This window comes from Marinomonas algicola (assembly GCF_014805825.1).
In the GTDB taxonomy this organism is placed as follows: domain Bacteria; phylum Pseudomonadota; class Gammaproteobacteria; order Pseudomonadales; family Marinomonadaceae; genus Marinomonas; species Marinomonas algicola.
On record NZ_CP061941.1, the window covers coordinates 2,849,785 to 2,863,475 of the forward strand.

The 13,691-nt window shown below is 40.8% G+C and carries 11 protein-coding genes; all 11 read left to right on the top strand.

Features of this window, described 5'->3' with window-relative positions:
- The first annotated feature begins 22 nt into the window (after window positions 1–22).
- Window positions 23–1,549 (top strand): GumC family protein, encoded by a 1,527-nt coding sequence (locus IEZ33_RS13010; RefSeq protein ID WP_191600476.1) that lies wholly within the window; start codon window positions 23–25, stop codon window positions 1,547–1,549.
- A gap of 50 nt (window positions 1,550–1,599) precedes the next feature.
- Window positions 1,600–2,706, top strand: a complete 1,107-nt coding sequence (locus tag IEZ33_RS13015) for a glycosyltransferase (protein ID WP_191600477.1) — start codon at window positions 1,600–1,602, stop codon at window positions 2,704–2,706.
- The gene (locus IEZ33_RS13020) at window positions 2,697–3,854 is read left to right on the top strand and encodes a glycosyltransferase family 2 protein (RefSeq protein ID WP_191600478.1); all 1,158 of its coding nucleotides are present in this window, start codon (window positions 2,697–2,699) and stop codon (window positions 3,852–3,854) included. Before IEZ33_RS13015 ends, IEZ33_RS13020 begins: the two co-directional genes overlap by 10 nt.
- 3 nt (window positions 3,855–3,857) lie before the next feature.
- Window positions 3,858–4,526 (top strand): sugar transferase, encoded by a 669-nt coding sequence (locus tag IEZ33_RS13025; protein WP_240009530.1) that lies wholly within the window; start codon window positions 3,858–3,860, stop codon window positions 4,524–4,526.
- Between the two features lie 413 nt (window positions 4,527–4,939).
- Complete coding sequence (locus tag IEZ33_RS13030) at window positions 4,940–5,281, top strand: STAS domain-containing protein (RefSeq protein WP_191600479.1); 342 nt, start codon at window positions 4,940–4,942, stop codon at window positions 5,279–5,281.
- 8 nt (window positions 5,282–5,289) lie between these two features.
- Window positions 5,290–6,102 carry an OmpA family protein gene (locus IEZ33_RS13035; RefSeq protein WP_191600480.1) on the top strand — a complete coding sequence of 271 codons (813 nt, stop codon included), beginning with the start codon at window positions 5,290–5,292 and terminating at the stop codon, window positions 6,100–6,102.
- A 1-nt stretch (window position 6,103) separates the two neighbouring features.
- A complete protein-coding gene (locus IEZ33_RS13040) occupies window positions 6,104–8,215 on the top strand; it encodes an SLBB domain-containing protein (RefSeq protein WP_191600481.1) in 2,112 nt (703 codons plus the stop codon).
- A gap of 9 nt (window positions 8,216–8,224) precedes the next feature.
- Window positions 8,225–8,932, top strand: a complete 708-nt coding sequence (locus tag IEZ33_RS13045; protein ID WP_191600482.1) for a P-loop NTPase family protein — start codon at window positions 8,225–8,227, stop codon at window positions 8,930–8,932.
- 11 nt (window positions 8,933–8,943) lie between these two features.
- Window positions 8,944–10,458, top strand: coding sequence for a response regulator (locus IEZ33_RS13050; RefSeq protein WP_191600483.1), 1,515 nt, complete (start codon window positions 8,944–8,946; stop codon window positions 10,456–10,458).
- Between the two features lie 34 nt (window positions 10,459–10,492).
- Complete coding sequence (locus IEZ33_RS13055) at window positions 10,493–12,031, top strand: SpoIIE family protein phosphatase (protein ID WP_191600484.1); 1,539 nt, start codon at window positions 10,493–10,495, stop codon at window positions 12,029–12,031.
- Between the two features lie 50 nt (window positions 12,032–12,081).
- A complete protein-coding gene (locus IEZ33_RS13060; protein WP_191600485.1) occupies window positions 12,082–13,593 on the top strand; it encodes a sigma-54-dependent transcriptional regulator in 1,512 nt (503 codons plus the stop codon).
- Window positions 13,594–13,691 lie beyond the last annotated feature (98 nt).

Below are 13,691 nucleotides of genomic sequence, written 5' to 3' on the forward strand. Positions count from 1 at the left end.
TTACATTTGTATTGAGGTTCTTATGCAATTAGCCATTCAGGCACGTTTGTACCGCCTGCTTTGCGCCGCTTGGAGGCATCGGTACCTATTAGTGATTCCGCCACTTATTTTACCGATTGTTGGTTTTTTTCTATCCACAGTGGCGCCAAGAATATACGACAATCACACCTCATTTTTGGTCCAGGAAAGCGCCACATTAAACCCATTTTTGAAAGATTTATCAGTTGACTCGCAAATTCAACAGCGTATGAAAGCCCTAAATACCTTGCTTCACAGTCGTCATATTTTACAGAAAGTAGCTGGTGAAGAAGGTTTGTACTCAGAAAGCGCTTCTGACTACCAAAAAGATCGCATCATCAGTCGCTTATCCGCTAATTTAAAAGTCAGTCTATTTGGTTCTGATCTAATTCGTATCACCTATCGCAGTGACTCAAAAGAAGGCATGGATACAACATTAAAGGCTGTGCGAGAGGTGTTTATCGATCAGTTATTAGCACCAGAACGCAGCTCCATGAGAAACTCAGAAGCCTTTTTACTCACACAGTTGGACACTCAGCGTTCTCAGTTAGAAACAGCCGAAGCGGCACTGGCAAAATTCAAATCCAAACACGTGATGCAATTACCCAGTTTATTTAATAATAACGTCACCTCTATCTCTGAATTACGCCAATTAATCGCAGAAAAAGAAATTGAATTCGCAGGTCAAGAAGCCGTGATGGCCAGTTTGCACACGCAATTAATTCGCAACAACCCAATCGTTGCACAATTAGAGAATGACATAGTGTCCCATAAACGCGAACTCAGCACCTTGCTTTCACGCTATACCCTTCAGCACAGTAAGGTAGTAATCGCAAATGCCAAATTACGTCGACTTGAACAAGAGCTCAAAGATTTAATCGAGTTAACAGCGAAAATAGACAACATTGATGAACTAGAGCGTTTATGGCAGTCATCAAGCATCGCCCCTCCCGGAAATATAGATAGCCATTCTCTGAGCCTCTCACCTAACAATGAAATTGAGTCCGCTCGATTGCGCTATTCACGTATAAAACAGGAATTGAGCCAACTTAGAAAGCAACATGACGGCTTGTTTCAACTTATTAACAGCAGCAGTGACATTGAGCAGACCCTGCAAACTCTGACACGTGATTTACAAGTCCAAAACAAAATTTACCAAGAAACATTAGATCGTTATGAACGCGCTAAAGTCACTGGAGCTCTGGGCAGTTACGAGCAAAGAGACCGTATCAAAATCATCGATAAAGCCTATGTTCCCTCATCCCCTAGCAACATGCCGCGATTGCTGTATGTCATTTTAGGTGTGGTTGCAGGTATTGGTTTAGGTGTTGGGACGGCCATTATATTAGAACTGACTGATTCACGCATACGTTATATAAAAGACGTTCAAAAGATTGCTAATGTTCCCGTTTTAGCGCGTTTACCAAGAATTAAAGACAACCACTATATCTTTGATGCTCAACTTTTGGTTGGGGAAAAACGGCCGTCTACAAAACGTTTTCAACGCTTCAAATTAATGAAAAAAAGCTAGGTCAACTTGCCATAGACCGATTAGTTATACCAATAAAACGAGGAATTCATATGAAAATCATTGAAGTTGTCCAACACTTAGCCCCAGGGGGCATTGAGACGTTAGTGTTAGAATTACAGCAAGTTTACTCTAAAGTAGATCAAGTCATCATTATTAGTTTAGAGGGCCAAGAACAGCAAGCTATGGAAAAATGGCATCGTTTGACCAATATAAATTGCACCTTAATTTTTTTGGATAAACGTCCCGGGATTCAGTTGGGTGTTATAAGGCAGCTAACAAAAATATTTAAAACAAACAGACCCGATGCGGTACATACTCACCATATTGGACCTCTTCTGTATGCTGGAATTGCGGCACGCCATGCGGGAATCCATTCTGTTACCCATACAGAGCACGATGTATGGCATTTACAAACTAACCGTAAACGCTTCTTTTTACAAAGAGTGTTGCTGCAGTACGTGAAACCGACTTTAGTCGCAGATGCCACCTATGTCAGTGAAGCCTTAACGGCGTTATTTCCGAAATATAAAAACCAAATCATCACTAATGGTATCAACATAGATACGTTTTACCCCAGTGATATGGCGACGGCACGAAAAGCGCTTACCCTAGAACCTCTCAGTAACGTGAAGTTAATCGGTTGTGCTGCGCGTTTAGTTGAAGGTAAAGGACATACCTATCTGATCGAAGCACTATCAAACTTACCCAGTAATGTTCATTTAGTGTTAGCTGGAGACGGCCCTTTACGAAAAGCCCTTGAAGATCAATGTGAGAGTTTGGGGCTGTCTAAAAGAGTCTATTTCCTAGGTAATGTTGATCAGATGGCTAATTTTTACCGTGCTTTGGATCTTTTCTGCTTACCTTCAGAAGCGGAAGGATTACCCCTTTCTCCGCTAGAAGCTCAGGCATGCAACATTCCTGTCGTGGTCACAAATGTTGGCGGCTGCAAAGAAGCGGTCTGCCCTAACACTGGCATATTAATCCCCGCCAAAGATGCCAATATACTTACTTTAGCGCTGACAAAGGGACTCTCAAAGAAATCTATCAATTTTACATCAAGACCTAGAGATTTTGTCACCAAAGAACGCTCTCACACGAGTATGGCGTCTATGTATCGAGCCTTAATGCAGGAAAAAGGAGAAAAAAAATGGCTATAACCTTTCTTATATGTACCTTTCTAGTATCGGCTATTATGATTTTTTATCATCACTTTGGTTATCCGATACTACTCAGAGGGCTAACCGGACGACTCTCAGCGAGACCAGAACGTACTTTTGAAATACAAAAAGATAATGCCTACCCCAACGTGGCATTGGTCATTCCAATTTATAATGAGGGGGTGAACATTGCTGAAAAAATCTACAACCTCTCTTTTTTGGACTATCCGAGTGACAAGCTCAACGTGCATCTTATCTTTGACGGTTGCACTGACGATTCGTTTGCAAAAGCGCAAAATGCCAGTAGCATTGCATTTTGCAAAAACCTCAATATTACCTTTCATAACGACACTGAAAACCGTGGAAAACTCGCTCAATTAAACCGGATTATACCCTCTATTAAAGCGGATATTATTGGCTTGTCCGATGTGACGGCATTACTTTCTATTGATTCATTAAAACACTGTGCTGAGCATTTTTCAGATAAAACAGTAGGCGCAGTCTGCGCTACCTATCGCTTTCTATCCTCTGGAAAAGAACAAGAAAAAGCCTACTGGCAATACCAAACTAATATTAAATTGCGCGAAAGTCTACTGGGCTCTACTTTAGGGGCTCACGGGGCATTTTACTTAATTCGCAGAGACTTATTTGTCTCATTACCAAAAGATACCATCAATGATGACTTCGTCTTACCTTGTGAAATTATCAAACAAAAACATAAAGTTATATACGATAAAAGCATAGTATCCGTTGAAATCGAAGCCAGTAATTTAAAACAGGATTTTGCCCGTAGAGTCAGAATCAGCGCTGGTAACTTACAGCAGAGCCTACGTTTAATTCGCTTATTAGATCCTTCTTATGGGATAACCGCATTTATGTTTTTCTCTTGTAAGTGGATCAGACCATTTATGCCTATCTTTTTTATCTTAACACTTATTTCCTCCATGATACTGACGGCGTATTCAAGCTGGTTTTTGGTGTTTTTTTTAGGCCAACTGTTTCTTTATAGTTTAGTTCTGGCACAGCAATTGCTGGCCTTTAATAACAAGCTGCTAATTAAACTACACTATTTAATCACTGGTCATATCATTAGCTTAATTGGTGCTATTCAATATTTGACAGGTTCTTACAAAGAGCCTTGGAGATAAAGTATGAACATTCGAGCATTTACTCAACAAAAAATGATGGTTAACTACATTCCAATGTCTGTTCGTCTGACTAAGCGTCTGTTTGATTTAGTACTTGCTTTACTGCTTTTGCTAATAACCTTACCCATTTGGCCGCTGGTTATGCTGGCCATCAAATTGGATTCTAAAGGACCTATTTTCTTTGCTCAGAAGCGCATTGGTCGTTCAACGGCGGATTCATTTGATGCCTTTTACATGGTCAAATTTCGAACCATGGTAGAAAATGCGGAGGCTAAAACAGGTCCTATCTGGGCGACAAAAAATGATCCAAGAATCACCCGTGTTGGCCGCTTTATGAGAAAAACCCGTATTGATGAACTACCACAACTTTTTAACGTCTTTAAAGGTGACATGTCGATGATTGGACCAAGACCAGAAAGACCCAGCATCACTGAAAATCTAGAAAACCAGATTCCATTGTTTACTGAACGCACGTATGGGGTACTTCCTGGTATTACCGGATTAGCTCAAGTATGTCAGGGATATGATGAGACGATTGAAGATAGCCGTAATAAACTGGGTTACGATTTATCCTATTCTGTCGCTATGTCTAGCTTCAGCGGTTGGATTTTGATGGATTTATTCATTATTTGGAAAACCATAATTGTTGTTGTTCTTGGTCGTGGCCAATAATCCAATGAAATGGCTTTTACCGAGTTCAAATGTTTTACTAGCAATATTTACATTTTAAAGCGTTATCTCTTCTTCTGACATTGCCTGCCTCTTACTGCATTGAGAATAGGCAATGTATCACAGACTTATCTTCTTTGCTTAATTCATGCCGTGTTTCATCTTATCTCTGATCGTCACACTTAGTTTAATAACACCCCTTCTGCATCTGGTTAGTTCATTAGTGTTGTTTGCGTTTCGCAACTCACTGTTTGCATTCTGCAATTTTTGTGTTTTTTTTCACCTTAGAACTTTATAAAAGTTCCAAAAAAAATTTTTTAGTCAATAAAAACAGTAACTTAATATTTTATATAAAGTTGGCTTGATGCATGCAATACCTTCTGTATTCAATACAAAACCACCAGAAGGATTCATTTATGTACCATTCACATTACACACTCAATCAATACGAAGTATTGGAGGTAAAAGGCGAGTTAGATTGCGTTGCTGTTGCTCAACGTAAGGACTTAATAGAAGCCGTCCCAGCCACTTTCGAAGAACACATTGTCTTTGATTTGTCTGAGGTAACTTTTATTGATTCATCAGGTATTGGCGTCATCGTTTACTTATTTAAACGACTTAGAGAACAAAATAGACAACTCATCATCGCTGGGGTAACAGGGCAACCAAAAGAGCTGATGAAACTATTGCGCATTGATAGGGCTATTACGATAAAAGATAGCGCTCGCAGCTGCCTATATTCAACCACTGAGCATTAAGGAGATTTATGATGCAAGCACTGACCCAATGTATTGCAATTGGCTTAATCAGCACAGCAATAACAGGCTGTGCTTCCAATAACATACTCTCTAAACCGGACTATCCATTTGAACATCATCAAGCTCAAACGAATCGTATTAGTGATGCTGTACGTATTGCAACCGTTCGCATAGCTCAACTGAATCACAGCGGCGGTGCTGATTGCATTCCAGCAAGAATGTATCGTATGCAGCAACTTGCTCGAACCATACGTCAAGAACATGAGATAGGGTTGAATCAAGAGGCGGCCTTGAATTTACGTATTCTCGATCAGCAAATCCAAAATGCTGAAGACGGATTAGCCTATTTACAAATCAACACAGCCTGCCAGCAACACCTTGAAGACCCCAGAATTATTGCACTGACACCGTTATTGGAAAAAATCACTCAAAATACCTTTACCAGTAACAGTCACACACTACCAACTAGTATGCCATTACAATTAGATCAATTAGCTCATTGGTTAAAAACACATCCAGCTTATCGAATCACGCTAATTGGTCATACAGATTCACAGGGAGAAAAAGAAAAAAACGACCTATTGGCCTTACAGCGCGCTACGGCTTTAGCAAACTACCTTAGAACACAGCGTGTTTTAAATTATCAGATTAAAATCGATGCGCAGGGTGAATTTAATCCAATTAGTAGTAACGCTTTTGAGTCTATGCGTTATATTAATAGGAGGGTTTCATTAGAAGTTAACTTATTGGTTCCTAGCCAAAAACTAACAAGTAAAATAAAAGAATGGCCATCAATAACGGATATTTGGGGTGGAAAGTAGTATGAATAGAAGAAATACCGCCAACAGACTAACAAGGTGGGTTTTGTTGTTGTGTCTGACTTTTTGCTCTCTTTGGTTATCGGCTGCAGAAACACAAGACTTAATTCGCCCTGGAGATATTTTAAAAATCGATTATCTTGGTGAAGAAGGTTTTGAGGAACCGTTCTTAGTCGATCGGCAAGGCCATATCGTTTTACCTGAAATTGGTTTGATTACGGTTTCTGGTTTACGATTAAGCGACGCCCAACAGCTTATTCAAGTACAACTGTCCTCTCGTTACCTTAATACCAGTCAGCTTAGGGTCGATATCTTGTCTCAACGCTTGTTAGTTACTGTTCTCGGGTATGTAAAAACACCAGGTGAAGTAGACATTCCAGCTAATGGTTCATTGCAAATGGCTCTCACAGCGGCAGGGGGAATCAAGCCAGGAGGTCAACTTAATAAATTGCAAATACGTCGCGGAGATGAGGTCTCCATAATCGATTTCAAACAGTATTTAGATACTGGGGATGATGGGATTATTCCTACTCTCAAACCACTTGATGTCATCTTTGTTCCCTCTTCTCCCCTTACTGGTAATGTGGAGGTCGAGTTTGACGCCGCCAGTTTGTTATCTGGTGGCGATGCCGCCGAAAAAAACCAATCGGTTAAAATTTTTGGCGAAGTGCATAAGCCAGGCACTTTTACCTACGATGAAACGCAGAACATAGTGGACTTATTAATGCGCGCTGGCGGCGTGACTCGGTTTGCAAGTGTTGAACAGATACGCCTTATTACCGATGGGGATCCAATACTGTTCGATTTAAAAGACTATTTAGACGGCGGCAATAAAGTCCCGTTACCTATGGTAGCCGCTGGTGCAACCTTATTTGTACCAATGAAAGAAGAGGAAATTAAAACCGGGAATCGAACTGTTTACGTCATGGGTGAAGTTTTCCGTCCCGGCGCTTACGAAGTCAAAGGCGAAGCGTCATTCTTTGAGATTCTGGCTAATGCTGGTGGCCCAAGCCGTTTTGCACGCACTAGAGAAATTCGGATCATTCGAGGTAATGGTGATGTTACTCACTTTGACCTCCAAGCTTATACAGAGGGGTTATCGATTCAACCCACACCAAACGTGTCACCTGGCGATGCAATTTTTGTCCCTGAGAAAAACGATATTAACCAAACCTCCTGGTTAAAAATCACCCCAGACAATGCCATACATGTTATTGGCGCCATTACTCAACCAGGACGTTATGAATGGTCCGACGAAATGGGCCTGATGGACATCATTGCAGAAAGTCGTGGACCAACTAAAGACGCTGATTTAACCCGCTTAACCATTAAACGATTCAATGACGCGCCTATTGTTTATGACCTCAAAGGTTATCTTGCGGGGGAAAACCGAACTCCCCTACCAGAACTAAAAGGCGGTGACAGCATTGTTATCCCACGTGTACCGGATTTACCGGCAGGCAATAAAGCGGCATGGATTAGACAAAGCAGCGATGAATCCGTCTTTGTATTAGGACAAGTGGGCGTACCTGGTCGCTATCGCTTCACCCATGAACAAAGCTTTTTAGATGTACTGTCCGCCGCCAATGGTCCAACCGAACAAGCCGATTTGCGGGCCGTTCGTGTCATTCATCGTAATACCCAAAAAGTGCAACTCACTGAAGTCGATCTAGCCCTGTATTTTGAAACAGGAGACGAAACACTGATACCTTTTATTCAGCCAGGAGACACAATTTTTGTACCAGGGAAAGACCTTATCGACTATCCGCAACAAGCCTCTCGATCCGTGCGTGTTATGGGATCATTAAACAGCCCCGGTCATTACCGCTTTAATGATGATATGAATTTACTCGACTTGTTAGCCCGAGCAGGCGGGCCAACGGATTCAGGAGATATTGAAGACATTCAAATACTTCATCAAGGCTGCTGCGAACCGGTGACTACGCATTTTAATCTGAAAGCCTACTTAGATGACCCTAAAGGAAAAGTTCTGCCTATCGTGCGTTCTGGCGATACGGTTTTTATTCCATCCAGTGAAAATGGTGCCTGGTCTAAAACAATGTCACTGGTACGAGATTTCCTAAGCATTGCCACCTTGCTGATCTTGATCCTATAGGAGATATCGATGAATACCCTACCCGTCAATTATGTTGAACTCGAAGCCATTTATCAAACATTAGAAAAACGCGCTTATCGCTGTATCAGCTTAAGTGGTGTACATGACTTATGCGGTACATCTATGACCGCTTATGCATTAGCTAAACGCTATCAAGCCAATGGCTACCGAGTCCTCTTAGTGGATGTAAACTTACATCATCCAAACTTGGATTCACAATTGGGACTTAAACGCCTCGATTGGGAAGTTGGCTGCGATCAAGTCGCTCCCATTTTTGCGCCATCAGAAATGGGGACCCACTATTTAACGGCCCCCATTAGCAATACCGCTTCCCTCAGCTTTCGTGACCCTAACGCCATTCAACATTCTTTATCTCAATGGCTAGAACAGTATGATAGAGTTATTTTCGACACCGCCCCAATAAGTACCACCAACTATCGCGATATTCCTACAAACCTAATTTGCTCTGCCGCCGATGCATCCGTGCTTTTAATGAAAAGCGAATTTACCACAGAGGTCGCTTTAAAAGATTGCTGCGAGCGTCTCGCCAAAGCCAATGCAAACCTAGTGGGTGTGGTAATGAACGATGTCCATTTCCCGTCCTTAGCAAGTGAAATGATTCGAGAAACTGAACGCATACCAAACGTCTTGAATACGGTTAAACACTTTTTACAAAGACAAATTCATAAGTCAACATTGCTCAACTTTCGCATTTAGCGGGGAACCTCATGAAAATAGCCCTATTTGTCAGTTTAATGGTCACAGAAGGTCTGATTTATTTCGCATTCCAACACAACGGCGAAAGAGAACCAGACCTCAGTGCATCATTTTTTATTGAAGAAACAGCCGTTATTTCCATCCTATTTCTGACTCCAATTTTTCTATGCTTGATGCTATTACGTATTTTTAAACAGTCAATTCCTCAAAATGTGATCAAAGTCGAAGCAACAACACCTCAAGAAAGACCTCGACATTCAGAAGAATTAGAAAGACTACCTGATATAGGAAAAAATGCCGCTTCATTTCATCCCCTATCGGTCCTACAAGATTGCCATGAAGCCATTGTTATCTATAAGCATGAGTCATTATGCTATGCAAACACATCCGCCTTAACACTGTTTGGAGCCGACAGTTTTGACAATTTACAAATAAAAGATCACTTTTCGAGTGAGTTATTAGATAAAATCAGTCACACCTTAACAACTAAACAGGATTTTCGTTCTCATAAAGCCAATATCATTACTCGAGCCATGAACGTCCTGCCAGTAACAATTCGGGCTAAAATCTATGATAATCAAACGGCTTTTTTTATTATCAATAACAGTAAACCTGTAAACATTGGCGAACCTGTAATCTCTGTACCTACTCCTATTGAAATCATAGATAACAGTCATCAAGATTCATCAGCGGCATCGCCAACGGATCCGCACAAGGTCAAAGGCCGTATTTTACTGGTTGAAGACAGCCTCACTCATCAACTGATGCTACTTGATCAACTGAATGACTTAGGTTTAGACGTTACCTGTGCTAACAATGGTCAGGAAGCTCTAGAAGCATCCAAACATGAAGTCTTTGACCTAATGTTAATTGACTTACAAATGCCGGTTATGGATGGACTAACCGCGAGCAAATGCATTAGAAAATTACCCCAACACAGTCATACTTCTATTATCGCTATGTCTAGCACGGTTACCCCTGAATTACGCGATGAGATGACCCGCTCTGGTATGAATGAGTTTATAAAAAAACCCGTTAGCAAAAAAGCGCTGCTTACTATTATCAATCAGTGGCGTTTAACACCTAATCAACAGCCCATTCCGTATGAGAAAGAGCACTTCTCTGAAGACGAAAAAGACGTCTCCATTTTAAAAGAAAGCATTATCCTTCAAATGATCGAAGACATTGGCGAAGCCCGCTGCAACAGTATGTCATTAATCGCAATTGAGGAAATCGACAAACGCATTCAGAGAATTGAACGCGATATTGCAGAACAAAATATCGACAGCTTGCAACGTCAAGCTCATACTATCAAAAGCACGGCGGCAAGCTTCGGGATGGTTTCATCCTCAGAGTCTGCAAGAGCCTTAGAATTTGCCTGTATGCATAATACTCATGAACAAGCCTTGGATAGCAAAACAACAAATACAACAATCAACGACTTATGTGATCATTTAAAAACACAATTTTCACATTCTAAAAACGCTCTAAAAGATTTTTTTCAACAGCGTACTCCGATGGGTTAACCTTGAATATCCCAGACTCTTTTAGGAATCATTAATGATGCTCACACCTAAGCTACTGCACTTTCATTATTCTAATGACCTGCCAAGAAGAGCCCGGCATGCCGTTCAAAACATTTTGCTGCAAAGCCCTTTACCCCTAGCCGCTCGTAATAAAGTACTACTGGCTATTAGCGAAATTTGTACAAACTATGTTCGTCATAGTGAAAAAAAGCCGACCTTAATAATGCTCTCTTTACATTGGTCAAAAGACACATTTAGTTTACGCCTTCACGATAATGGAAGCCCCATCCCCAACACTTTTGAAGTAGCCAGCTTAGATGTATTACTGTCGGAAGAGCTGAACACCAGCGGCTACGGCATGGCCATTTTGCAAGCTGAGTTTGACCAGTGTGATTACCTTCAACTCCCAAATGAACGCGGTAACTACTGGGCTTTATCCTTTCCTATAGACCTTATAGAAAAGCGCCATAAAATTATTATTATTGACGATGATCCTGTCCAGCTCTCTATGCTTGAGCTCTATTTAGAAAATCACGATATTGAGGTATTTAGCTCTCCTTTTGATGCGATCAATTGGCTAAAAAATAATACAGTCGATATCATTATTTCAGACATTTACATGCCAGATTTAGATGGATTAGCTTTTCGAGAAAGGTTAAAAGATCTTCCCCATCTTAGCTCCACACCTTTTATTTTTTTAACGGGGGATAACAGCCAATCTTTAAGCCATAATATTTTTCGTAGCGAGATTGATGACTTTATTATCAAGCCTGTACAAAAAACAAAAATACAACAGATCATCAATAGAGTAATTCAACGAAGTCATAATTTATTCCTTCAAGCTTGTACACTACTAGATACCGATGTAAAAAAACAATTAAGACCGGCACTACAAAACAAGAATATTTTTCCCCAATATCGCTTTTCCTCCTTTGCTCGTAGTGCCGATATAGGAGGTGGTGATTGTTGGCATTTAGATCATAACGCCGATAAAACAGAACAACACTTAATTCTATGTGATGTGATGGGACATGATATAAAAGCCAGTTTTAACGCATCCCGTTTACATGGTTTCTTACAAGCCATAACCTATAGATTACTAACTAATGAAAAAGAACCGTCTTTTGGAATGGAATTGCTATCAGCAACGAATTTTTGGTTGAGTGAATCAGCGCCAGACCTTATTACAACCTTGCAATGTTTACGCTTAGATGGCCATGGTCAAATACAGATTTACAATGCTGGCGGTTTGCCCGCGCTACTTGTCACAAAAGAAGGAGACCTTGCTTCTTTGCCCGTTACAGGGCCTTTACTTGGCCTGCAAAGTAACCCCGTGTTTATTCCGCATAATGTGCAACTTACTATGGGGGAGTGCTTAATCGTCTTTACTGATGGATTACTGGAAGTCCCGAATAATTTATTCCTAGAACAAGCTCAGTTTAGCCAGCTGGCTGCAATCGTTAAGAAAAATCGATTAGACCGTGCTCCATTAGACACAGCTATAGATGACTTCGTCAAAAATATCTCTGCACATGATGATATCAGCGCTATTATCATAGAAAAAATTCACTAGGAAAAATAGCGCTAATTTCTTAGACTAGAAAAATACAGGAGAGATTCATTATGACAAAAACGGACGTATCTATACTTATTGTAGAAGACAGTCTTACTCTATCAGAGCTTTATAGTAGCTACCTTGGCGCCAATGCTTACAAATCTAATGCAGTCGATAACGGCCAATCCGCTTTAAATCTACTTCAACGTAATACTTATGATATCGTCTTGCTTGATTTACAGTTACCCGATATGAATGGAATTGACATTCTAAAAAGCATTCATGCTCAACAGATCCCTACTTCAGTCATTATTATTACCTCCCATGGATCAGTAGAATCGGCCGTAGAAACCATGAATTATGGGGCAGTAGACTACCTTGAAAAACCTTTTAATGCCCATCGCCTGATAACGACCATTCAAAATGCTTTAAAAAATAATCTGTTGATAAAACAGCTTGAAGCGTTAAAAGAAAACTATGAACGCAGTAAATTTGTTGGTTTTATCGGCCAATCTACACCAATGCAACGGGTTTACAATATCATTGAAAGTGCCGCCCCGAGTAAAGCCACCGTTTTTGTCACAGGAGAAAGTGGTACAGGTAAAGAGGTCTGTGCTGAAGCCATACACAAACTCAGTCAACGTAAAGACAAAGCCTTTATCGCACTCAACTGCGGAGCGATTCCAAAAGATCTAATGGAAAGTGAAATTTTTGGACACACTAAGGGCGCTTTTACTGGAGCCGTAACCAATAGACAAGGGGCGGCAGAAAGATCTCATCAAGGCACTTTATTTTTGGATGAAATCTGTGAGATGGACATGGATTTACAAGTAAAGCTGCTGAGATTTATTCAAACAGGCACCTATCAAAAAGTTGGCAGTAGCGACGTTCAAAAAGTGGATGTGCGGTTTGTTTGCGCAACCAATAAAAACCCACTGAAGGAAGTAGAAGCGGGTCGATTTAGAGAAGATCTCTATTATCGACTGCATGTTATCCCTATCCATTTACCGCCTTTGCGCGATAGAGAAGCCGATATTGTGATGTTGGCTAAATACTTTTTAACCCTCTATGCAAAGGAAGAAAATAAGGCTTTCAACAACTTCACCCCAAAAACGGAAGTTGTGCTTAACAGCTATCAGTGGCCCGGTAATATTCGTCAACTACAAAATGTAATTCGTAACATTATTGTCCTGAACGACAGCGATACCGTCGATGCGGATATGCTACCTCCGCCACTTAATGATTTAATTCACAATATTGAGGTACGCAACATACCACAACTCGCTTCTCCTCTTGTTACTGCGCAATCAGATGCAAGCCGTAAACTTGTGATAAGTAATGTCGCGCATAACATGCCAGATAGCCGTCAGACTATTACCAATGAAACACGGATAAATAATGAATCGGCTATTAATAGACCCGAATCAAAAAATAGAATCATCCCCTTATGGATTGAAGAAAAAGAGATCATTGAACGAGCCATTGCACTTTGTGATGGGAATATCCCTCAAGCAGCCGCTCAGCTAGAAGTCAGTCCATCTACTATTTATCGAAAAAAACAGCAATGGGAAAGCACGTAAACATTCTTGCACTAATGCGGCACTCTATTCAACTAGACGATGAATCTGGTTGAATAGAAACGCGATCTACTTTAGCAAATTTAACCGCTATCGCCGGC